Here is a 20,711-nt window from a genome sequence, read left to right as displayed (position 1 = left end):
AATTGTTATTAACGGAAAAACAGGCGGGTTCAAAGGGGATATTTTATTTGCCATATAAGCTTAATGGCAGCTTAAGAGACTAGTTATGGAAATATAGTAATAATAAAAACGCCGTAAAATTGCCTTCCTTAACTTGACCTTGGACTGCACTCCAAGGTTTATAGTTATGAATATGGTGAGCAAGCCATAGATCACAAAGACAAGGAGAAGGCCATGTGTGCCCAATGCAATAATAAGAAGTTACATGTACATGCTGTGAAAGCTGTCGGTGTGGGTCAGCCATCTGTTGTGGTGGAAAACAACCGAGTTGAATCATGCTGTTCCACAGGAACCAGCCAATCAAATACAACCTCTTCCATCTCGCAAGAATCGGATCTCTCGCCGGGTGATGACGATCCTGCCTCCAGTGCCTCCCTCGGATTTTCAGTCAATAAAATCACTTCCGCAGAGGCAGCGGCTGAGTCGTCATGTTGCAGTTCCGGTGGGTGTTGTTCGGCAGCAAGCGAAGACAGTACAGCAGACGATGTTACACCTGCCCCTCATAGTACAACCCTAAGCTGGAAAGTCGGCGGTATGGACTGTCCAAGCTGCGCCAACAAATTAGAAAAGGCTATCAATGGCCTTGATGGTGTTGCTTCAGCGAAAGTGATGTTTGCCACTGAAAAATTGGTAGTCAATTGTCAATCGGCAGCGATATCCGATGCTATCGTCGCGAAAACCCGGGAAACGGGGTTTCAGCTCTATACCAACGGCAAGGTATCAGAAGAAGAAAAGCCAGCCAGTTTGCTGAAACAAAACATGCCTGTTTTGATGATTGCTTTGATGATGTTGTTCTCTTTCATTATCAGCAAACAGTCGGATCTGATGGGGTTGGCTGCCTTTACCGCGACCACCTTGGTTGGTCTATTTCCTATTGCTCGAAAAGCTATCAGGCTAGCGAAAAGTGGCTCTCCATTTTCTATTGAAACATTGATGAGTGTGGCGGCTATCGGTGCGCTTTACTTGGGTGAAACAGCCGAAGCGGCAATGGTATTGCTGCTTTTCCTTATCGGTGAGCAACTTGAAGGTTATGCTTCAGCGAAAGCCCGCAGCGGTGTGAAGGCGCTGATGGCTTTGGTACCGGAAAAAGCCAGTCGCATTTTAGCTGATGGTAGTAAAGAACAAGTTTCAGCGAGTGAACTCAAGCCGGGCGATATTATTGAAGTTGCCCCGGGCGGGCGTTTACCTGCTGATGTTGAGTTGATGGATTCGGCGGCAAGCTTTGATGAAAGTGCTCTGACGGGCGAATCTGTGCCAGTCGAACGCCTCCCTGGCGAGCAAGTGATGGCCGGTGCCTTGGTGGCCGATAAAGTGGTACACCTGCGAATTACCTCGGAGCAGGGCGAAAATGCTATCGATCGTATCTTACACCTGATTGAAGATGCTGAGTCGCGAAAGGCTCCGCTGGAGCGTTTTGTAGACCGCTTCAGCCGTTGGTACACCCCGGCAATGATTGTACTGGCTGCTTTAGTGGTGGTGATCCCGCCGATGTTCTTCGGTCAGGCTTGGGATGAGTGGCTATACAAAGGCCTGACATTGCTGTTGATTGCTTGCCCTTGTGCATTGGTGATTTCCATTCCGGCAGCGATCACTTCCGGTTTAGCTGCAGCAACGCGCCGTGGTGCCCTGATTAAAGGTGGGGCGGCATTGGAGCAGCTCGGTAGAATCGAAACCGTGGCTTTTGATAAAACCGGCACTTTGACCGAAGGTAAACCGGTAATGACCGATATTGTCAGCTGGGATGGTGATGAACCGCGTTTATTAAGACAATCTGCCGCAGTAGAAATGGGATCTGCCCATCCACTGGCGCAGGCTGTGGTCAATGCAGCTAAAGAGCGTGGTTTGGACGTTGAAGAAGCCCAACAGCGCCAAGCTCTGCCGGGACGGGGTATTCAGGGACATACCGAAGGCGACATCTTGATGTTGGTCGCGGCAGATCGCCTGCCGGAAGGTATATCGTTGTCGGCACAACAAGCTGAACAAGCCTTTGCCCTTGAAGGTGAGGGGAAAACCTTGGTGGTAGCCCTGCGAAACGAGGTGCCTGTGGGGTTGATTGCCTGGCGTGATAACTTGCGCGAAGACAGTGCCAAGGCGGTTAGGCAACTCAAAGAGATGGGTATCCATTCCGTGATGCTGACGGGAGACAATCCGAGGGCAGCGGCAGCGATTGCTGGTGAAATCGGTATTGCTTTTGAAGCCGGCCTGCTGCCTGAAGATAAAGTGAAGCATGTTGAAACGGCTAACCAGAGTGCCAATGTGGCTATGGTGGGTGACGGTATCAACGATGCACCTGCTATGAAAACGGCTTCAATTGGTATTGCAATGGGCGGTGGTACAGATGTGGCATTGGAAACTGCTGATGCAGCATTGACCCACAACCGTGTTGCTGAGTTGCCTATGATGATTGCCCTGTCGAAAGCGACTCTGGCCAACATTAAGCAGAATGTGTTCTTGGCGCTGGGTTTAAAAGGTGTTTTCTTGATTACCACCTTGCTGGGCATGACAGGCTTGTGGGTGGCGGTCTTGGCCGACAGCGGAGCAACTGCGTTGGTTACCCTTAATGCGCTGCGCTTGTTGAAGTTTAAGTATAAGGAATAGGCTCATCTTTGCTCTGATTTGGTGCATTCGTTTTGTGCGTTGCACCAATTTGGGTGATGGGCACCAATCTTAAGCTTTTTATCATTTCTTTCAGAGGCTTGCCCTTATCATTGCCTAGTAATTCATAAAATACCAAACTAATGCGTTTGGTATTTTTTTTGCATTTAAAACAATAGGATGATGTATATGGATGGATACAATGCAGCTCTCACAGCAAGAAAAGAACTGGCTCCCTATTTTTGGCCCTAATGGCAAACTGGCGATGCGCAAAGCGTGCTGGTTAAACCGAGATAAAATCGCTTACCTTGAAGAGACTTTCGACAGTATTTCTAATACGCGGGTAAGGCTGCTTCAAACATGGACTGAAACGCAGTGGGACTTCCTTCAAGATGCGATGTTCTATCTCGCGACAAAACCGGTACAAGAGCAGCCGAGTGTGTTGGCACAGTTGCTACAGCGAAATAATGACTTTTCTGAGTTATTTATTGTTGATGCTAATGGCATGATCACCGCCAGTAGCTTCCCTGCCCATACCGGCCACAGCCACCGTCAGAAAGATGCCTTAGCCCAAGGAAGCACCCAGCAGTTTTTGCACGGGCCATATATTGATAAACAGACATTGGCGCCGGGCCCTTCAAGCTCAAGTTTCCACGACGAAGTGACATTGATGTTTTACCAACCGATAGAAGTGTCAGGCACCTTCATCGGATGTTTATGTGGCCGTGTTCCCAATGATGTGCTGGGGGATCTGATCCAGCGCGAAGCAGGACATATCTATAGTGAATCGGGCGATAACTACATCTTCATGGTGGATTCGAAGTTCGACTCGTCAATTAAGCCGGGAACCGCCCTGTCTCGCTCACGCTTTGAAGACAGTACGTTTTCCCATGGCGAGAACCTGAAATCTGGGGTTGGGACAGACTGGGGAGCGGTCAAAATAGATAAACACACCGAGTTTGAGATTATCTTTACTGATCCGGCGACCAAGAAGTTGCACCCAGGCGTCAGGGAGACAATCGCCAAAGGGAAAAACCTGTATGTGGAATATCCGGGCTATTCTGACTACCGCCATATTCCTGTGATAGGAAAAGGGGTGACATTCCAACTTCGTGGCTCTCCCGATCGATGGGGGATGATGTGCGAAGCCGATTTGGAAGAAGTCTACCGCCACCGTTCCCTTACCAAAACATTGAGTAATAAGTATGCGTTGATTTGGCTGTTTACCGTAGTGCCCCCGTTGCTGCTCGCGCATTTTATGGCACTGGGGATCCCTGCTGTGTGTATGATGATGGCCATGTCACTCATGGTTGGCTATGGCGTATTCAAGTACATGGTGGCAAAACCAATGGTTAGGCAATTGGAACAAATGACAGGGGTGATAAAAACCATTGCCGAAGGTGATGGCGACCTGAAACGCCGGCTTGATAGCCAGCAATTCCATCCCGACGAGACGGGGGATTTAGGGCGGTGGATCAACAGCTTCATCGATAACCTTGAGGGAGTGGTGGGCGGCATTATCTTTGCCTCCAATGAAGTTGAACAGGTAAGTAATTCAATGCTGCGCCGTTGTAGTGTGGTAGATGATTGTACAGTCCAAACCTCAGCCTCTATTGACTCGTTGTTAACTTTGACCCGTCATCAGCAAGCAGAAATCCATAAAGCAGAGCAATCAGCGCAGCAGTTGCAAGATTTAATGCAGAATATGGTCGATTCAGCGCAAGAAGAATACCAACAAGCGGTAAGCAACACTCAGGAAATCAAAGATATCGTTAAAGCGTCAGCAAATAGCGTGAATGAAATTAATGACGAGATGAAACATATTGAAGAGGTCGTCCGGCTTATTTCTGAAATTACCGAACAGACCAACTTACTGGCATTGAATGCGGCTATCGAAGCTGCCAGAGCAGGTGAGCACGGCCGTGGGTTCTCGGTGGTAGCTGACGAAGTGAGGAACCTTGCCACCAAAACATCAACAGCCGCCAACCATATTGGTGAGACGGTAAGTAAGTTGCGGGGGCAATCCAAAACGGCGGTTAGTTATATGGAGCAGGGCGTTCACAATGTCGAGCAGAGTTCGATGATATTGGACTCAAGCCAGCGAAGTGACAAGTTGCAGCAAGCTGTGGAATCTATGTTCCAGACCATTAATGTTATTGCCTCGACCAGTGAGCGTCATAGTGATACCTCAGAGGAAGCACAGAGCAGTATGTCTTCGCTGGAATTGTCCTCACAGCAGTTAACGCGTCGTACGACCTTGGTGAAAAACTCGATTATACGATTGCACCAGTTAGTTGACCGGTTTGAAGTCTCTGCGGCAAGCTAGGATGAAAAAACCATGCGGGTAGGTGAGACTATCATGTGTTAGAAAAGCCTAGTCACGTAAGGGGACCTGACGTTATATTGTTGCCTAAAGGATACAATATCTCATTTCATTTTGGCCAAGGAGAGAGCCATGCTCGAGTTAAAGGTCCCCCCTTTAATACTGTTTAACATCTTCGCTGCTGCGATTATATTGCCGGCTGATTTTCCGATCAGATTGGATAATGAGGGTTTCTTGGTGGGTGTCCTGCTCGTTGCCATCGCAATGGCGATAGCATTGTTGGCAACAATGACCTTCAAGCGGGCAAAAACGACGGTTAACCCTTACAGTTTTGATAACGTGAATACACTCGTGACATCAGGTGTCTTTGGTTATTCAAGAAATCCGATGTACTTAGCGATGGCACTAGCTCTACTCGGTATTGGATTTATTGTGGGTAAAGTTGTTTTGGCTGTGCTGGTGGTAATGGGGTTTGTGAGCTATCTGACTAAATTTCAGATATTGCCGGAGGAGCGCTTATTGGCAGGTTTATTCGGCTCAGAGTATCACCAATATTGTCAGCAGGTTAGGCGCTGGGTTTAGTAAGGAATGCTTTTTTAATGGTTTTCCAAGGGATGGATGATGTTTGCGGTTATTTTCAGGGCCAAAACGGGCCATCAGGATGCACAGTACTCAGAAATGGTCGCAGTGATGCGCGAACTGGCTTTTGGCAAATATGGCTGCTTAGATTTTATCGCGGTCACTGAAGGCGATCAGGAAATTGCTATCTCCTACTGGGAAACGGAGGAAGATATTCAACGTTGGCACCAAGACAGCCAGCATGCAGTAGCCCAACAGTTAGGCCGCGAGAAATGGTATCAGTCTTACACTGTTCAAGTGGTTGAAGTGAAAAGGCAGTATAGCTTTCAAAATATATAGGATGGCAATGGTGGTTAAGGACTTATATTTAGGGCTGTTGTCGTTCCCAAGGCATGGACTCAAACTAGGAATCGCTGCTGCGCTTGGCTTTAGTGCTTTTGCCGTAGGCTTTGGCTTATCCTCTGGCCTTTTTACATTTGCACCTGTGAAGTACCCCAATGCTTACTTTCTTATTCTTACCATGGTTATTTTTCCTTCCTTGCTAGAAGAAGGAATCTTTCGTGGCTTATTGATCCCTCGTAAGGTGTTTAGCCAATCGACTAGGCAGCAATGGCTCTACATTCTCGGAAGCTCGGTTATTTTTGTACTTTGGCATCCATTCAATGCTTTTCTGTTCAATACATCCGCTCAGCTATTTTTTTATGATCTACGATTTCTTCTGATCGTTATGGTGCTAGGTGTGACCTGTGGCTACCTATATATCAAGACGCACTCCCTCTGGCCATGTGTTGTTGTTCACTGGCTAACTGTCGTGTGTTGGGTTTTTATATTCGGTGGCAGAAACTTGTTAGGTGAAGTCGCTTAGTAATATGGGGTATCTCTTTCTCCTGAATGAATCATTGAAATACCCCTTTGCTGTTATGAACAAGAACCACAGCAGAACCCGGGCTCTCCGTGTTTTTTTGTGGTTTTTTCTTGTTCGGTACTTCCTTCTTTCTCTGCCTGTGCTTCAACAGAATTAGGTTGCTCAACCAACTTCTTATCTTCGGTATTGTTGTCCGATTTTTTGAAAATCTTGGTAAAAGAAATAGCCATAAGATTTAACTCCAAATGATGAAATGAGATTTATTTATTAAGTTGTATTTTGTATGTATGTTATAGTTTGCCCAAGATGACTGTCAATGGTTAAGTAGGAGGGAGAATGTTTGGCTGTTATGATAAAACCAAGCTGAAAGACTAATATTTTCAGCATTTATAAATAGATAAGGACTACATGAATACAACGGACGTGATGCATGCTTACAACGAGCATGAAAGAAAAGTTATCAATGACATTGATGGAAAAGTCATTGATACGGATGGCCTGATTAAATTCGTTTCAGATAACCCCCAAGGGAGTTATATCTCTTACTATTCCCTCGACGAGCAACCTGCTAAGGCGGCGATTGAACGGGAAGTCGCATATTTTTCTCAATTGGGGAAAGCATTTGAGTGGAAGACATATTGTACAGATGTTCCGCAGAATATCGGTGAACTGCTATTGAGTTTTGGCTTTGAACAAGAAGAGCCGGAATCATTTATGGCTTTAGATCTTTCAACAACTTCTGAACGAGAGGTTGATGACAGCTTAATAGTTGAAGTCACCGACGCCAAAGGGATCCGCGATGCAGTCAGTGTTCAGGAGCAAGTCTGGGGCGGAAATTACGATTGGCAATATGCCCATTTGCTCAATATGAAGACCCAAACCCCGGACGATATTTCTATCTACGTGGTGTATGACGGCGGCAAACCGGTAACCTCGGCATGGATAATGTTTAACGGAGACAGCCCGTTTGCGGGGATCTGGGGAGGCAGTACTATTGCTGAATACCGGGGAAGGGGGCATTATTCGTTGTTGCTCAACAAGCGAATCAATGAAGCCAAATTGAGGGGCAAACAGTACTTAATTATTGATGCTTCTGATATGAGCAGGCCGATTGTTGAAAAGCAAGGCTTTGTGTTTGTTTCAACCACAACGCCCTATGCTTTCCACCCACAAAAATAGTTTTCCAGCCGGAAAAATAAAATAACAAGTTAGTAAAAGGGAAGCCTGATGGAAAATAAAGTCGCGATTGTTACAGGCTCTAGCCGGGGAATTGGTGCGGCAACAGCAATCAAGTTAGCCGCAGAGGGATACTCGGTTTGCGTGAATTATGTGGCAAATCAACAAAGGGCTGATGAAATAGTAAACATTATTTCGCAAAGGGGAGGGAAAGCCTTTGCCTTTAGGGCGGATGTTAGTGATGAGCAAGAGGTCATTGCCTTGTTTGAGGCAACAGAAAGGCAGTTTGGTAGGGCGAACTACCTTGTAAATAACGCTGCAATATTACTTCCCCAGTCAAAACTGGTGGATATGGATGTGGAGCGTTTCAACAAAATGATGGTGGCCAATGTTACCAGTTGCTTTTTATGCTGCCGGGAAGCAATAAAAAGGTTCACCGATGGCGGAGCAATCGTCAATGTTTCATCTGCTGCTGCCAGAACCGGTGCACCATTTGAATATATTGATTATGCGGCCAGCAAAGGTGCGATGGACGCAATGACAAAAGGGTTGTCACTTGAAGTGGCGGGCCAGGGTATTCGGGTCAATGGCGTTAGACCGGGTTTTATCCATACCGAGATGCATGCTGATGGGGGAGAGCCGGGCCGAGTTGAGCGTTTGGCACCGAATATTCCTTTGCAACGAGGCGGGACACCAGAAGAGGTCGCCAATGCTATTGCATGGCTGTTGTCTGATGAGGCGTCTTATGTGACTGGCTCATATATAGATTTGGCAGGTGGGCGATAGTCGCCCACCTCGGATCTTCTCAACTTTTTACCCTGCCGCTAACCATACCCCAACCCCCATCATCAAGGAGCCGGCAATACGGTTTAGCATCTGGACATTGCCGCGCTGTTGTAGGAAACGGCGCAATGTACTGCCACCACTTGCATAAAGCAGCAGGCAGCTAAACTCGGTGATAAGGATAATGGTGATCAGCACTGATAGTTGCGGCACTAGAGCATTATCGGTATTGATGAAAGGAGGCAGGAGCGAAATCATAAATGCCCAGCCTTTCGGGTTGGCAATGGCAGTCACAAACCCTTGCATCGCCAGCCCTATTGGGGAAGTATCGACCTCTTCATCGAGATTATCCGGAATGGCCAACTTGCCACGGGAGCGCCACATCTGAATACCAAGCCAGAACAAGTAACCACCACCAACATACTTTAGGAACAAAAAGATAGCTGGGTAGTTCAGCATAATCGCGGCTACACCAATCACTGAAGCGATGGACACTAGCGCCACACCAATCAATTCCCCCCACATCATCGGCAGGCTTCTGCGAACCCCAATCGTCATCCCGAGAGTCATTGATAGCGTCATGCACATGCCGGGCGTAACAGAGACAAAAAAGAAAGTGGGAATAAATACAGCCAAAATGGCGAAGTCGATCATTAATTAACGTCCTTGCAGTTAACTATACTGACTTGGCAGTGCAGGATTATTGAAAAAATAAGCGGCTATTATCGTTTAACTCAATAAGAAAAAATAGTGTGATAAACCGCACGCGCAAACGATTTTTAGTGATTAATATCACAAATTTATGTAACGTGAAAATCGTTGGATTTTGTTTACTGTGACTGTGATCACTCAAATGCTGATTTTAATCAGCTATCGTAATTAAGTGTTTTACGAGCACAGTTATGCAGAAACTGTTTATACCCAAATGATTACCAGAGAGTTACTTTAACGCTGGCGTCTTCCTGTTGAAGCCATTTGGGTATAAACAAAATGAATCAGCCGCTGGCCTCTATTTCCCTATCAGGCGGCAACAATAGAAAGGATATGATTATGTCTGACAACGCAGTATTCCATTTGGGTGTGAACAAAGCAGATCTTAACGGTGCGGAGCTTGCCATTATTCCTGGCGATCCAGCACGTGTTGAAAAAATCGCTAACCTAATGGATAACCCTGAGTTCCTAGCAAGCTCCCGTGAATACACGGTGTACCGTGCGAAATTAGATGGTAAGTCTGTTGTTGTTTGTTCTACTGGTATCGGTGGCCCATCTACTTCAATTGCCGTTGAAGAGTTGGCTCAGTTGGGTGTACGCACTTTCCTTCGCGTAGGTACAACGGGTGCTATCCAGCCGCACATCAATGTTGGTGACATGATCGTTTCTACCGGTTCTGTACGACTAGACGGTGCGAGCCTGCACTTTGCGCCAATGGAATTCCCAGCCGTGGCTGACTTTGATGTTGCTACAGCAATGAAAGCCGCCTGTGATGCTGATGGTGCGAAAGTGCACACTGGTGTTACGGCTTCAAGCGATACCTTCTACCCAGGTCAAGAGCGCTACGACACATTCTCTGGCCGCGTAGTTCGTCGTTTCCAGGGCTCGATGAAAGAGTGGCAGGAAATGGGCGTTCTGAACTTCGAGATGGAGTCAGCGACACTGCTAACTATGTGTGCAAGCTCTGGTCTACGTGCTGGCTGTGTGGCGGGTGTTATCATCAACCGTACCCAGAAAGAGATCCCAGACCATGCGACCCTGAAAGAAACAGAAGCGCGTTCAATCAAAGTTGTGGTCGACGCTGCACGTCGTATGCTTGCTGAGTAATTAGCTAAAAGCAGCAAATCAATTTATAGAAGCCAGCTCAAATGAGCTGGCTTTTTCATTGAAGTAATTAGATATTCAACTAGCTGATTAATCGAAACTATTGGTATGAAGGCTTCGCCGGGTATACTCATTTCTCTCTTCAGTCAGTATTGAGTAGGTGAGAGTGCTTGAGGTGCGGGTATACAAAGGAATATAGACTTCACCATGCTCATTGGTTTTGTACACTTTTCCTCGGTTGGCCGGGTTGCTCACACTGACTCTGGCATTGGCGGCCGGTTTGCCATTTTCGGTTACTTTTACCCAACTCCCTGCTTGGGTGTCAATAATTCGGATATCAGCAAAAGCGAGTGAACTTGCAGATAACATAAGTGCTGCGATACTTGCCTGTTTGAATGTCATGTAAACCTCTCTACAACTTACCCTGACATTGTTGGGGTTTCACCTTCTTCGCTTATTACACTTTCAATCAAAAGAAGGTGATGCTTGGTTTCGATGGAGTAGCGAATCGCGTCGGTAGATAACTGCTTTAGATCAGTATAGATAAGGTAATTCACTCCAGAAAATAAACCGGCGACCAGAACAATCATCATGATCATCCTACGCCACATTCTTTTCTCCATATCGGCAAGGTGCCTTTCAAGCAAGCGGGTAACGTCGTAGTTGGTCAGGTTGGGGCGGATAGGTTTCATGTTAGATAGTGTTTTAAAAGCTAAGCAAAATAGGCCGAGTGCCTAGTGTAAATTAGCCAAGGTCAATGAAACCGGTTGAAATGCAAAGCTATGTAAAGAAGGGGGAAATGAAGGAGCCAGCTATGTGTGGTAACTGGCTCCCTTGGTGTTAGTTGTCTGAGCTTTTCGTATGTAAGGCGGTTTCAGAATACTCGTTACCATTTTCAGTTAACACCGAATACTCAAGTACCTGAGAATGCCTGGTGTAGAGCGGTATAAAGACTTCACCCCGTTCATTAGTCGTGAACACTCGGCCTCGGTTCGACTTGTTGTTAACACTCACACGTGCGTTAGCAGCCGGTTGGCCTTGCTCGGTGACGCGAACCCAACTACCTGCTTGTGAATCAATGACGCGTATATCGGCCAGTGTCATAGAGCTGGCTGACATCATTAACGCTGCAATACCGATCTGTTTGAAAGTCATGGGAACCTCACTTGCATCTTATCTCGATTGTCATTGTCTACTACGAAAGGGGTAATGCTTTTGTTCACAGGTGAGCTAGAACCTTTTGATTGAAAAATATACCAAACAGGAATATGATTTTTACATACCGACCGTCGGTCGGTCTGTGAGGGCAGGGTATGTCAAGAGTTGTAAAATCGCCGCAGGAGCGACGAACTGAGTTCATTGCTGCAGCCAATGAACTGTTTTTCTCCAAAGGGTATGCCAATACCTCGGTCAATGACCTTATTCAGTATGTAGGGGTATCCAAGGGAGCGTTTTACCACCATTTCGATTCTAAGCAAGCGGTGCTGGAAGCGTGGAGTGATGACATGCTGGTGCAATACCGCCAGTTAATCGGGGGCTTGGTCGATGATCCCAACCTCAATGCTTTGACTAAGTGGGAAACCCTGCTGCGTCGAACTAACCAATGGGAAGTTGGCCAGAAGGAAATCATGCTGGGTTTCTTTAAGATCATCAACATGGATGAAAACCTTCAGCTGAAACACAACTTCATGCAAAAAGTCAGTGCTTTGCTTACAGGCTATTACGAAGTCATTTTGCATCAGGGCAATCAAGAAAAGGTCTTTGATGCGCCTTCTACCACTGTTACGGCTAGGCTGATGGTCAGCGTACTGAACGGCTTTTCGGAAGAGCTCACCCGAAAAATGCTAAACACCGACAAGATGTCAGGTTTGCTGGATGAGGTTGTTGTAGAAGTAAAAGCGACTCAACTCGTGCTTGAGCGAATGGTCGGGGCGACGCCTGGCAGTCTGCCTTTGATTGACGACCAATTGCTGCAGGCCTGGTTTACTGACGAAGGAGAATAGGGATGCAATCACTTAAGGTTTTATTGGTTATCCTAGCCTGTCTACCCACTTGGGTATTAGCAGAGTCGGCTACATCAATCGTCAGAAAGTCTGATCAGCAGATGCGGGGTGACTCCAGTTATACCGAGGCAACCATGCGTATTGTGCGCCCTGACTGGACCCGCACCATGAGCATGAAAAGCTGGACCAAAGGGCAAGATTTGTCGTTGGTGTTGGTGACCGCGCCGGCCAAAGACAAAGGCAGTGCCTCGCTCAAACGTTACCGGGAAATGTGGAACTGGCTACCGAGTATTGAACGGGTGGTAAAAATAGCCCCTTCTATGTTGGGTCAGTCTTGGATGGGCTCGGATTTTACCAATGATGATTTGATTAACCAGTCATCGATTGTGGTGGATTACACCCACAAGATGGTGGGGACCGAAGTGTTTGATAATGATGCCAGTTGGGTCATTGATGCCACCGCCAAACCCAATGCGCCAGTTGTCTGGAGCAAGGTCCGGCTTTGGATTTCTAAGCAGACCTACTTGCAACGCAAGGTTGAGTTCTACGATGAGTTTGACGATCTGATCAACACCATGAACACCTATGATGTGAAATACATGGGTGGCCGTCAGGTTGCCTCGCGGATGGAAATGCTGCCAGCCGATAAGCCGGGCAATAAAACTGAAATTATTACCCACCAGGCTCAATTTAACTTCCCGATAAAAGAAAGTTTCTTCTCCCAAAGTCAGATGAAGTCTCTGCGTGATTAGCGATAAGGGACAAGAAATCAAGGAAGAACCATGTTACTGAAATTAGCTTGGCGAAATATCTGGCGGCAGAAGCGGCGGACCATCCTTACCGCTGCTGCCCTGGCCCTGACGTTGGCCTTGTCGCTGTTCATGCGCAGCTTGCAGGAGGGGACGTACGCCAACAATATCGAAAATGCCGCCCGTTTTTATACTGGGCTTATTCAGTTGCAACATTCGGAATTTGCTGAAAGTAACAGTATCGATGACCTGTTGCCGATGGATAAGGCCTTTATTGGGCCTGTATCATCTAACCCGGCAGTCGATCGAATTCTCCCTCGTATCGAGTCGTTTGCCTTAGCGGCATCTGGGGACAAGTCCAAAGGTGTGATGGTGCTTGGGGTCGATACGCAAGCAGAAGATAGTTATTCCAACATCTCAAATCGTTTGGCTAAGGGGGAATTCTTGTCGCCTGACGATGAGCAAGTTCTCATTGGCGAAGGGGTTGCCCGTTATTTTGGTTTAGACGTTGGCGATGAGCTGATCCTCTATGGCCAGGGCTACCGAGGACAAACCGCAGCAGGGCTTTATCGGGTAAAAGGTATCTTGGATTTCCCTGTTGCCCAGCTAGACAACCAGTTGGTCTATATGCCAATCGCCCTCGCTCAAACCCTCTACAGCACCGGGGAGCAGGTAACCGCATGGGTATTGGATATCAAGCCGCTTGGCCAATTAGACACGACGGAAACCCAGCTTAGACAAGCGTATGGCGATGAGGTCAATGTCCGGGATTGGCAGGATCTCGCACCGGAAATGGCCCAGCAAATTTTGATGGATAAGGCTGGTGGCATTTTCATCATGTACCTGCTGTATGGCGTTGTTGGCTTTGGCTTGTTTGCTACCTTGCTGATGATGACGTTGGAGCGCCAGCGTGAATTTGGCGTGATGCTAGCAACTGGCATGCTCAAGCGAAAAATCATCATTTTGATTGGGTTGGAATCCTTGATGATTGGTTTGCTTGGGATCGTGATAGGGATGGTGATCACTCTGCCTGTCTTGGTGTGGTTCTATATCAATCCAATAGCGCTGACGGGTGAGACGGCTGAATTAGTGCTTGAAATGGGGTGGGATCCTATCCTGCCCATGGCGCTCGACCCAATGCTAATGCTTGATCAAATTATTATCGTCATGGTGCTGTTAGTGGTTTGCCTTGTCTATCCGATGTGGCGGGTTCGCCGGTTGGAAGTGGTCAAGGCACTGAAGGGAGGCGGCTATGCGAAGTGATATGTTATTCAAATTGGCTTGGCGTAACCTCTGGCGCAATAAACTACGTACCGGCATCATGCTAGGCGCTATGGTATTTGGCTTGATGGGGGTCGTTGCCATGATGGGGTTCCTGTCAGGCATGTACGGCAGCATGATCCACAATGCCATTGCTTGGCAGACCAGCCATATTCAAGTCCAGAACACGCTTTACCTTGATGATCCTGATATTAAGCACACCATTGTAGATTTACCTGACGTTGAGAAAGCCGTTGCGGCGATACCTGGTTTGAAAGGTTGGTCTGCACGGTTCATTGCTGATGGCATGGTAGCATCGGCACGCAGTAACCGTGGCGTCCGTATCAACGGTATCGATACACAAGCGGAATCAACAGTGACCCCTTTGGCTGACAACATTACCCAAGGGGAGTGGCTAAGCGAAGAGGGGCGGAATCCAGTACTGGTTTCTGAGAAAACGGCGTCCCGCCTTAAGTTACGTATCGGCTCCAAGGTGGTCCTGACTTTCACCGATGCTTCTGGCGATGTTAGCGGTGCCGCTTTCAGGGTAAGAGGGATATTCAAAACGCCATCAACTAGTTTTGATGACAGCAATGTCTTTGTACGCCGGGCTGATCTTACTGCTTTAGCAGGCATTGGAGGGGCACATGAAGTCGCTGTGTTGCTCGAGAGTGATGATGCCGCCATGTTGCAAGCAAAGCGATTGAGGGGCGATGAAGCCATATCTGTGGGTAACCGTATCCGCGACTGGCAGCAGGTGCAGCCTTTATTAGCCTCGCTAATCAATCAGCAGGGGCTAAGTAATGCCATTATGCTCGGTATATTTGTGGTGGCAATGGGCTTTGGTATCGTCAATATCATGTTGATGTCTGTCTTCGAGCGCACTCGTGAATTTGGTGTATTGATGGCGGTGGGGATGCAAAAGCATCGTGTCTTTATTCTGATCATGCTCGAAACCGCATGGCTTGGAATTACCGGTGCAGGCCTTGGTTTACTCGCGAGCCTGATCGTCATCGGTGTGTTGCAATACACCGGGATACCGCTCGGGGCCATGGCCGAGGGTTTAGGGGCGTTTGGCGTCGATACTTTGCTATATCCCCAAGTGACCTTTACTGAATACCAAATGATTTTCTTCACGGTTGTTGCTGCGAGCCTGTTGGCGGCGCTTTATCCAGCACGGCAAATTCTCAAACAACGGCCTGTTGATGCCATGGCTGACAAGCACTGACAGAGACAAAATAATGACTATATTAATCAATAAATTGTGCAAAATTTATAATCCTGACAGTGATTTTCCGGTTCATGCGGTAAGAGCTCTCGATCTTACTGTCGAGCAGGGGGAGTTTGTCGCGATCATGGGGCCTTCTGGTTCAGGGAAGACAACCTTGCTCAACATGATTGGTGGCATTGACAGCCCGAGCTCCGGAAGTGTTCATATTGATGACTGCGATATTTGCCAGTTAGATGAAAAGGCGCTAATTGCCTTCCGTCGGGATCATATTGGTTTTATTTTCCAAGATTACAGTTTGTTACCGGTGCTGACTGCGCTAGAAAATGTCGAATTCGTGATGCAGCTGCAAGGGCATGATGAAGCCACGTGTCGTCGGCGGGCAGGAGAGCTACTCACCCAAGTAGGGCTTGAGGACCAGCAGCACAAGCGTCCGGCTAAATTGTCCGGTGGCCAGCAGCAGCGTGTTGCGGTAGCTAGGGCACTCGCACCCCGTCCACGCTTTGTGATGGCTGATGAGCCCACGGCCAACCTAGATGCCCAAAGTACCTCAGAGCTGCTGGATATTATGCAACAGCTTAACGAGAAGGAAGGGACTACCTTTATCTTTTCCACCCATGACCCAAGGGTGATCAAGCGGGCTAAACGGGTGATCGTATTTGAAGATGGGCAACTCAAAGAGGACCGCCGCCAGTGAACTGGATGCCAAAGCCAAAGGAAGCCTTAACCGCTGGGCGTAAAACGAGGGTAGGCCAAATAGTCTCTTTAGCCGCTTTTCTGGCGGTAATTGCTCCGGTGGCCAATGCGCAGATCCCGGGGCTAGAGCCTGAAAAAAACTGGGATCTCAACGGCTACGTGAAATACATGGCAACCGGGACATTGCCAGACAGTGGCTCGAACGGGCTGGATCACCTTATCCATCAGCGTTTCAATTTTGAATATCGCTTCAATGAACAGCTACGCTTCAATGCCGGGATGCGTAACCGTTTGTTGTTTGGTGATACGGCAGAAATCCCCGGCTATGGCGAACTGGTGGCGATAGATACCGGTTACATGGATTTATCGAAAAACTGGCTGGATAAAAAAGGTGTCGTGGGTAACAGCCAATTCGATCGCCTTTATGTCAACTGGCAGCGTGATGACTGGCAGGTTAGAGGTGGCCGTTTTCGTATAAACTGGGCCATGGCGACGTTATGGAACCCAAACGATATCTTCAATTCTTATTCTATCTATGATTTTGATTATGAAGAGCGAGCGGGTAGCGATGCGGTTATGGTCAGCCGCAAGCTGGGTTTTGCCAGTTCGGTTGATGTCGTGGTTAACCCCAATTCAGACAGTGATTTGAACAGTTACGCTGGCCGCTACTTATTCAACCACAAAGGATGGGATTATCAGGTATTGGCTGGGAAGTCCTTGCTGGATAACGTTATTGGCGCTGGCTTTGCTGGAGATGTCCAAGGTGCGGGTTTGAGGGGGGAGTTTACTTGGTTTGAACCAACCAAAGACCAATGGCAAGGTGAGGAGCTTGAACACACTGCTGTCGCCACCCTCGAAATGGATTACAGCTTTGGCGGCCAGCGAAACTGGATGGCACGGGGGGCGGTGTTATACATTTCAAACCCGCAAGACCCACAAAATGCCATTGCCTTTTTGAACCTGCCGTTGACAGCCAGAACGTTGAGTTTTACCCGCTGGACGGCCTATGCCGATGCCAGTCTGGATGTGACACCACTTAGTCGGTTGACGCTGTCAGCATCCTACTATGATGACGGCTCCTATTTCGTCGGTGCAAGCAATAGCTACTCGCTGGCAGATGACTGGCAGTTACTCGGTGTTATCCAGCGCTTTGACGGCAGTGGGAATAGTTTGTTTGGGGAAACGGCCAGCACCTTGCTGTTTGCCCAGATTCGCTGGAATTTTTAGCTTCGTCCACACTGAGTAATAGTGAGGGTGAAAAGTGAAAACCAACAAGAAGCGAAAACCACTCACTATGCGTGTTTGTTGGTATCAATGACAGGGTAACGGGAGCGGGGATGATAAAACTCGAAGGGATTGACCATGTAGTGCTAAGAACCACCAAACTAACTGATATGCTCAATTTTTATTGCCAAGTACTCGGTGCGAAATTGGAGCGAGAACTGCCCAAGGAAATGGGGCTAGTACAGCTGCGTGCCGGTAGTGCGTTGATCGATCTTGTTACGGTTGACAGCCAACTCGGCCAGTTAGGCGGTAAACCGCCCAGCCAAGATGGCCGTAATGTCGATCACTTTTGCTTGCAGATCGTGCCTGTTGAGGAACATGCGCTCCTTGAGTATTTATCCCAACATAATATTGCCTGTGAGGGCTTTGCCGAACGCTATGGCGCCGAAGGGTTTGGCCGTTCACTCTATATCCAAGATCCTGAAGGGAATGTGGTAGAACTCAAGCCGAAGCGCTAGTTTACGTAAAACGCTAGAGTGTAGACTGCATTTGATAAAGCGTTCGATATGAGCGATGCTCGAGATCCTCGGCCGTCAGACCAAACTGGCTAGCCAACTGTTCAAGTTCGGTTTTATAGCTAGCAAGAAGTGATTCTTCATCGGTCATGATGGCAAACTCAGCGAAGTGCCCGATGCCTTCGAGGAAGTCCAAGGTAATGTGGTATTGGCCAACAAAGTAAATACTGCGTATTTTCTTCATCTCCAAATACGGCTCATAGCCCATGGTTGCCAACATGCTTTTGGCTGCTTTTGCATCGGTGATATTGGTCGCTTCGCAGCGGTCAGCCTCTGGGCCTTTGACTATCCATAATTTAATGCCCGAAGGCTCCATCTCTCGGATAGAAACGCTCTTGTTTTGCGTGGCAAGAGTGCGCTCAGGAGTATCGAAGTACCAATCCGTTTCCGTATTGTCGAGCAGCATGACTTCATGGGGAAGCGTCCCTATTACCTGAAGGAAAGCCGCTTTTGACGCTACGTGGTACTTCAACTCGACTTCATATTTACCTTTGAAATGCTCATCACTCATTTCGTTTTACCTATAGGTTTATCAATCTTGATCATTTTCGTGGATGCGGCGGATCAGTTTGGCAGGTGTGCCACCGTAGAGGCTATCGGGCGGGACGTCTGTGTTGACCACAGAGTTTGCTGCAATAACGGAACGGGCACCGATAGTCACGCCTTGGTTGATCACGACGTTGCCACCGATCCATACATCATCTTCAACAGTGATAGGTTGGCAGGTGGTCGCCCATTTGCGGCGTTCAAGGTAGTTCAGAGAGTGACTGGCACAGTAAAACTGGGTATTCGGGCCGATCAGTACATTGTTGCCAATGGTAATTTTGGCGCCGTCCAGCATAGTGACATTCATATTGAGAAATGTCTTTTCACCGATAAAGATGGTTTTGCCGAATTCGCAATGGAAAGGGGAGCGGATGATACTTGAGGTTGGCATTTCCCCCATCAGTTGGCCAAGAAGCTCACTCCGCTGGGTATCATCAATGGTCTGGTTTAGGGTCTTCAATAAGTGTGCGGCGTTGTTACGAATCTCATTAATCCCTTCATCGCCACCGTCAAAGTCTTCGCCAGCAAGCATTTTTTCGAATTCGGTCATTGTCTTTCCAATTTGTTTCAAACTGGGCCGGTTGAACTGCCCACAGTAGATTCTAGCAAGCACTATAGCGGCACCATGATATGATTAGAAGTGACATATTTTCATTAAACAGTTGAATCAAAGGAATATCATGATCGATTTATCCCGCCTGCTAAAAAATGATATGAATCTGTTGATTTGCCTGTATGTGTTACTGCAAGAGCGAAGTGTCAGTCGGGCTGCAGATAAGCTCTACTTGTCGCAATCTGCGGTGAGTAAGCAGCTGACAAAGCTACGCCAAGTATTTGATGACCCTTTGTTTGAGCGGGAATCGAAAGGCTTGTTGCCGACGCCAAAAGCCTTGTCTCTCGAAGCGAAGTTGCAACAGATTTTGCTGCAGGTTGACCAGCTCAGCGATCCCGACCGTTTCGAGCCGGAAAGCAGTACCCGCTCATTCAATATCGACCTGATTGAAACCGCCTATTCGACCATTTACCCGCGTTTTTTGCCTGAAGCGTTAGCCGAAGCACCGAATATTACTATTAATAGCCGCGACTGGAATGAAAACAGTATCCAGCGGCTGCAAAGGAGGGAGGTGGACTTTGGCATAGGCATTTTCGAGTGGGACAACCGGGCGAAAACTCATGTTGAGACGATCCCTGAATCGCTAAGTTATGTCGAACTGATGCGAGATGCTTCCTCTTGCGTGATGCGCAAAGGGCATCCTGCATTGGATGAGGAATGGAGCCTTGAGACTTTTTTGAAATACCGCCATATCCAAGTGGTCACTGGCGGGGTAAATACCTGGTTGCTGCATGAAGTACTGGCGGCCAAGCGCCTTAAGCTCGACAATGCGGTCAATATGTCCGACATTGCCAGTGCCGTAAGGATGTGTGAAAAGAGCGACTTGCTCACCACATACCCCTATGAATGCGTCCGTGAGTTTGTCGATAAAGCGGAAATCGTGGTAAAGCGCTTACCGCTCGACCTCGAACCCGGCGGTCAGTTCTTGCTGTGGAACAAACAGTTCGACAGTGATCCCAGCCATAAATGGCTCAGGGAGCTGATTATCAACCAGTTTTCTGATTAATAAAAAAGGGCTAAACACTGTTTAGCCCTTTTTTTATTGGAAGTATGGGTAAATATCAAAGGCTGCTGTGGGTCGAAAGCAGGCCATTGTCACTACCGAATCCGTTTTGGATGTAGTCATCGGCGCTTGGGTCGTTTTCCCACTCCGAGCCATTGATCAGGTAGCGGAATTGATACTGCTCATCTTTGGGTAAGCGAAGCTTGAGGCTAAAGACTTTCTTTTTATTCAGCTTCATTGGGGTTGCCTGCCATTGGGTAAAATCACCCGATACGGCTACAGTTTCCGCTTTCCCCTCGGCTTGTGGCCACTCAAAGGTGATTTCTACTTCATCTTTGGTTTTAAAAAAGCGCTTCTTAATCATCATCTCTCCTTGAATTAAAGCTAATGGTTCAAGATAAGCAATTTAAATGCCAATAATCAATGGCTTATGTTTGCTGGGGTAGCGCTGAGACGAGGTGGCTTTTTGCTTTTCATTGCCCTGTTTTGGGGCGTTATTGCACCAAATCGGTGCCCACTTATAGTCCATGAGCTTCCAAGTTTGGTATCGAGGGAAGCTCATCATGAAAAGCCCCTTTTGCGGCCATGAAGCCAAAAAGAAAGGGGAAACCTATGTTTCCCCTTCAATTCATTGAGATA

The 20,711-nt window shown here is 47.7% G+C and carries 24 protein-coding genes; 16 read left to right on the top strand and 8 right to left on the bottom strand.

All coding sequences use genetic code 11. The features are described 5' to 3' along the window. Positions 1-213: 213 nt before the first annotated feature. From C9J01_RS21080 to C9J01_RS21060, 5 genes are all read left to right on the top strand, one after another. Positions 214-2,637, top strand: coding sequence for a zinc/cadmium/mercury/lead-transporting ATPase (locus C9J01_RS21080; protein WP_107300116.1), 2,424 nt, complete (start codon positions 214-216; stop codon positions 2,635-2,637). 199 nt (positions 2,638-2,836) lie between these two features. Then, the gene (locus C9J01_RS21075) at positions 2,837-4,960 is read left to right on the top strand and encodes a methyl-accepting chemotaxis protein (RefSeq protein ID WP_107300115.1); all 2,124 of its coding nucleotides are present in this window, start codon (positions 2,837-2,839) and stop codon (positions 4,958-4,960) included. A gap of 129 nt (positions 4,961-5,089) precedes the next feature. Further along, complete coding sequence (locus tag C9J01_RS21070) at positions 5,090-5,539, top strand: methyltransferase family protein (RefSeq protein ID WP_107300114.1); 450 nt, start codon at positions 5,090-5,092, stop codon at positions 5,537-5,539. Between the two features lie 39 nt (positions 5,540-5,578). Further along, positions 5,579-5,875, top strand: coding sequence for an antibiotic biosynthesis monooxygenase family protein (locus C9J01_RS21065; RefSeq protein WP_107300151.1), 297 nt, complete (start codon positions 5,579-5,581; stop codon positions 5,873-5,875). Between the two features lie 7 nt (positions 5,876-5,882). Then, on the top strand, positions 5,883-6,401 hold the full coding sequence (locus C9J01_RS21060) for a CPBP family glutamic-type intramembrane protease (protein ID WP_158264580.1): 519 nt from the start codon (positions 5,883-5,885) through the stop codon (positions 6,399-6,401). Between the two features lie 53 nt (positions 6,402-6,454). On the opposite strand, the gene C9J01_RS21055 is transcribed toward C9J01_RS21060, so the two are convergent. Further along, positions 6,455-6,631, bottom strand: a complete 177-nt coding sequence (locus tag C9J01_RS21055; RefSeq protein WP_107300112.1) for a CCGSCS motif protein — start codon at positions 6,629-6,631, stop codon at positions 6,455-6,457. 178 nt (positions 6,632-6,809) lie between these two features. Between C9J01_RS21055 and C9J01_RS21050 the strand changes: the two genes are divergently transcribed. Together C9J01_RS21050 and C9J01_RS21045 are read left to right on the top strand one after the other, a co-directional pair. Further along, positions 6,810-7,580 carry a GNAT family N-acetyltransferase gene (locus C9J01_RS21050; protein WP_107300111.1) on the top strand — a complete coding sequence of 257 codons (771 nt, stop codon included), beginning with the start codon at positions 6,810-6,812 and terminating at the stop codon, positions 7,578-7,580. A 48-nt stretch (positions 7,581-7,628) separates the two neighbouring features. Next, on the top strand, positions 7,629-8,363 hold the full coding sequence (locus C9J01_RS21045) for a glucose 1-dehydrogenase (protein WP_107300110.1): 735 nt from the start codon (positions 7,629-7,631) through the stop codon (positions 8,361-8,363). Between the two features lie 27 nt (positions 8,364-8,390). On the opposite strand, the gene C9J01_RS21040 is transcribed toward C9J01_RS21045, so the two are convergent. Next, positions 8,391-9,014, bottom strand: a complete 624-nt coding sequence (locus C9J01_RS21040) for a LysE family translocator (RefSeq protein ID WP_107300109.1) — start codon at positions 9,012-9,014, stop codon at positions 8,391-8,393. Between the two features lie 396 nt (positions 9,015-9,410). Here C9J01_RS21040 and udp point away from each other — a divergent pair, with 396 nt between their 5' ends. Beyond that, entirely contained in the window at positions 9,411-10,178 is a 768-nt protein-coding gene (gene udp / locus C9J01_RS21035; protein WP_107300108.1) for a uridine phosphorylase, read from the top strand. 87 nt (positions 10,179-10,265) lie between these two features. Here the strand turns inward: udp and C9J01_RS21030 are convergent, their stop codons facing one another. The 3 genes from C9J01_RS21030 to C9J01_RS21020 form a co-directional block, all read right to left on the bottom strand. Continuing rightward, complete coding sequence (locus C9J01_RS21030; protein WP_107300107.1) at positions 10,266-10,577, bottom strand: hypothetical protein; 312 nt, start codon at positions 10,575-10,577, stop codon at positions 10,266-10,268. A 17-nt stretch (positions 10,578-10,594) separates the two neighbouring features. After that, positions 10,595-10,867 (bottom strand): hypothetical protein, encoded by a 273-nt coding sequence (locus C9J01_RS21025; RefSeq protein WP_107300106.1) that lies wholly within the window; start codon positions 10,865-10,867, stop codon positions 10,595-10,597. Positions 10,868-11,015: 148 nt separating this feature from the next. Then, a complete protein-coding gene (locus C9J01_RS21020) occupies positions 11,016-11,330 on the bottom strand; it encodes a hypothetical protein (protein WP_107300105.1) in 315 nt (104 codons plus the stop codon). A 158-nt stretch (positions 11,331-11,488) separates the two neighbouring features. On the opposite strand from C9J01_RS21020, the gene C9J01_RS21015 reads away from it, so the two are divergent. The 7 genes from C9J01_RS21015 (at position 11,489) to C9J01_RS20985 (ending at position 17,853) form a co-directional block, all read left to right on the top strand. Continuing rightward, the gene (locus C9J01_RS21015) at positions 11,489-12,178 is read left to right on the top strand and encodes a TetR/AcrR family transcriptional regulator (RefSeq protein WP_107300104.1); all 690 of its coding nucleotides are present in this window, start codon (positions 11,489-11,491) and stop codon (positions 12,176-12,178) included. A 2-nt stretch (positions 12,179-12,180) separates the two neighbouring features. Further along, entirely contained in the window at positions 12,181-12,930 is a 750-nt protein-coding gene (locus tag C9J01_RS21010) for an outer membrane lipoprotein-sorting protein (RefSeq protein ID WP_107300103.1), read from the top strand. A 30-nt stretch (positions 12,931-12,960) separates the two neighbouring features. Continuing rightward, complete coding sequence (locus C9J01_RS21005; protein ID WP_107300102.1) at positions 12,961-14,190, top strand: ABC transporter permease; 1,230 nt, start codon at positions 12,961-12,963, stop codon at positions 14,188-14,190. A 1-nt stretch (position 14,191) separates the two neighbouring features. After that, positions 14,192-15,415, top strand: coding sequence for an ABC transporter permease (locus tag C9J01_RS21000; protein ID WP_107300150.1), 1,224 nt, complete (start codon positions 14,192-14,194; stop codon positions 15,413-15,415). A 13-nt stretch (positions 15,416-15,428) separates the two neighbouring features. Beyond that, positions 15,429-16,112, top strand: coding sequence for an ABC transporter ATP-binding protein (locus C9J01_RS20995; RefSeq protein ID WP_107300101.1), 684 nt, complete (start codon positions 15,429-15,431; stop codon positions 16,110-16,112). A gap of 5 nt (positions 16,113-16,117) precedes the next feature. Further along, positions 16,118-17,338, top strand: a complete 1,221-nt coding sequence (locus C9J01_RS20990) for a hypothetical protein (RefSeq protein WP_237157030.1) — start codon at positions 16,118-16,120, stop codon at positions 17,336-17,338. A 110-nt stretch (positions 17,339-17,448) separates the two neighbouring features. Further along, entirely contained in the window at positions 17,449-17,853 is a 405-nt protein-coding gene (locus C9J01_RS20985) for a VOC family protein (RefSeq protein ID WP_107300100.1), read from the top strand. 13 nt (positions 17,854-17,866) lie between these two features. Here C9J01_RS20985 and cyaB read toward each other — a convergent pair whose 3' ends face one another. Together cyaB and C9J01_RS20975 are read right to left on the bottom strand one after the other, a co-directional pair. Beyond that, complete coding sequence (gene cyaB / locus C9J01_RS20980; protein ID WP_107300099.1) at positions 17,867-18,421, bottom strand: class IV adenylate cyclase; 555 nt, start codon at positions 18,419-18,421, stop codon at positions 17,867-17,869. Positions 18,422-18,442: 21 nt separating this feature from the next. After that, on the bottom strand, positions 18,443-19,006 hold the full coding sequence (locus tag C9J01_RS20975) for a sugar O-acetyltransferase (RefSeq protein WP_107300098.1): 564 nt from the start codon (positions 19,004-19,006) through the stop codon (positions 18,443-18,445). Positions 19,007-19,136: 130 nt separating this feature from the next. On the opposite strand from C9J01_RS20975, the gene C9J01_RS20970 reads away from it, so the two are divergent. Continuing rightward, positions 19,137-20,075, top strand: a complete 939-nt coding sequence (locus C9J01_RS20970; protein WP_107300097.1) for a LysR substrate-binding domain-containing protein — start codon at positions 19,137-19,139, stop codon at positions 20,073-20,075. Between the two features lie 55 nt (positions 20,076-20,130). Here C9J01_RS20970 and C9J01_RS20965 read toward each other — a convergent pair whose 3' ends face one another. Continuing rightward, positions 20,131-20,436: an isoamylase early set domain-containing protein gene (locus C9J01_RS20965; protein ID WP_107300096.1), complete on the bottom strand. Its 306-nt coding sequence runs from the start codon at positions 20,434-20,436 to the stop codon at positions 20,131-20,133. Positions 20,437-20,711 lie beyond the last annotated feature (275 nt).

It is taken from the genome of Photobacterium rosenbergii (genome assembly GCF_003026455.1).
GTDB classification, from domain to species: domain Bacteria; phylum Pseudomonadota; class Gammaproteobacteria; order Enterobacterales; family Vibrionaceae; genus Photobacterium; species Photobacterium rosenbergii.
The sequence above is the reverse complement of the archived record's forward strand: the minus strand, read 5'-3'. Positions and strand labels throughout refer to the sequence as shown.

Excerpts from the sequence above, each read along its gene's own strand:
- C9J01_RS20995 (WP_107300101.1), top strand. The coding sequence starts at position 15,429 with ATGACTATATTAATCAATAAATTGTGCAAAATTTATAATCCTGACAGT.
- C9J01_RS21020 (WP_107300105.1), bottom strand. The coding sequence starts at position 11,330 with ATGACTTTCAAACAGATCGGTATTGCAGCGTTAATGATGTCAGCCAGC.
- C9J01_RS21030 (WP_107300107.1), bottom strand. The coding sequence starts at position 10,577 with ATGACATTCAAACAGGCAAGTATCGCAGCACTTATGTTATCTGCAAGT.
- C9J01_RS21050 (WP_107300111.1), top strand. The coding sequence starts at position 6,810 with ATGAATACAACGGACGTGATGCATGCTTACAACGAGCATGAAAGAAAA.
- udp (WP_107300108.1), top strand. The coding sequence starts at position 9,411 with ATGTCTGACAACGCAGTATTCCATTTGGGTGTGAACAAAGCAGATCTT.
- C9J01_RS21070 (WP_107300114.1), top strand. The coding sequence starts at position 5,090 with ATGCTCGAGTTAAAGGTCCCCCCTTTAATACTGTTTAACATCTTCGCT.
- C9J01_RS20990 (WP_237157030.1), top strand. The coding sequence starts at position 16,118 with ATGCCAAAGCCAAAGGAAGCCTTAACCGCTGGGCGTAAAACGAGGGTA.
- C9J01_RS21055 (WP_107300112.1), bottom strand. The coding sequence starts at position 6,631 with ATGGCTATTTCTTTTACCAAGATTTTCAAAAAATCGGACAACAATACC.
- C9J01_RS21040 (WP_107300109.1), bottom strand. The coding sequence starts at position 9,014 with ATGATCGACTTCGCCATTTTGGCTGTATTTATTCCCACTTTCTTTTTT.
- C9J01_RS21025 (WP_107300106.1), bottom strand. The coding sequence starts at position 10,867 with ATGAAACCTATCCGCCCCAACCTGACCAACTACGACGTTACCCGCTTG.
- cyaB (WP_107300099.1), bottom strand. The coding sequence starts at position 18,421 with ATGAGTGATGAGCATTTCAAAGGTAAATATGAAGTCGAGTTGAAGTAC.
- C9J01_RS21015 (WP_107300104.1), top strand. The coding sequence starts at position 11,489 with ATGTCAAGAGTTGTAAAATCGCCGCAGGAGCGACGAACTGAGTTCATT.
- C9J01_RS21000 (WP_107300150.1), top strand. The coding sequence starts at position 14,192 with ATGTTATTCAAATTGGCTTGGCGTAACCTCTGGCGCAATAAACTACGT.
- C9J01_RS21065 (WP_107300151.1), top strand. The coding sequence starts at position 5,579 with ATGTTTGCGGTTATTTTCAGGGCCAAAACGGGCCATCAGGATGCACAG.
- C9J01_RS20985 (WP_107300100.1), top strand. The coding sequence starts at position 17,449 with ATGATAAAACTCGAAGGGATTGACCATGTAGTGCTAAGAACCACCAAA.
- C9J01_RS20975 (WP_107300098.1), bottom strand. The coding sequence starts at position 19,006 with ATGACCGAATTCGAAAAAATGCTTGCTGGCGAAGACTTTGACGGTGGC.
- C9J01_RS21075 (WP_107300115.1), top strand. The coding sequence starts at position 2,837 with ATGCAGCTCTCACAGCAAGAAAAGAACTGGCTCCCTATTTTTGGCCCT.
- C9J01_RS20965 (WP_107300096.1), bottom strand. The coding sequence starts at position 20,436 with ATGATTAAGAAGCGCTTTTTTAAAACCAAAGATGAAGTAGAAATCACC.
- C9J01_RS21010 (WP_107300103.1), top strand. The coding sequence starts at position 12,181 with ATGCAATCACTTAAGGTTTTATTGGTTATCCTAGCCTGTCTACCCACT.
- C9J01_RS21045 (WP_107300110.1), top strand. The coding sequence starts at position 7,629 with ATGGAAAATAAAGTCGCGATTGTTACAGGCTCTAGCCGGGGAATTGGT.
- C9J01_RS21005 (WP_107300102.1), top strand. The coding sequence starts at position 12,961 with ATGTTACTGAAATTAGCTTGGCGAAATATCTGGCGGCAGAAGCGGCGG.
- C9J01_RS20970 (WP_107300097.1), top strand. The coding sequence starts at position 19,137 with ATGATCGATTTATCCCGCCTGCTAAAAAATGATATGAATCTGTTGATT.
- C9J01_RS21060 (WP_158264580.1), top strand. The coding sequence starts at position 5,883 with ATGGTGGTTAAGGACTTATATTTAGGGCTGTTGTCGTTCCCAAGGCAT.
- C9J01_RS21080 (WP_107300116.1), top strand. The coding sequence starts at position 214 with ATGTGTGCCCAATGCAATAATAAGAAGTTACATGTACATGCTGTGAAA.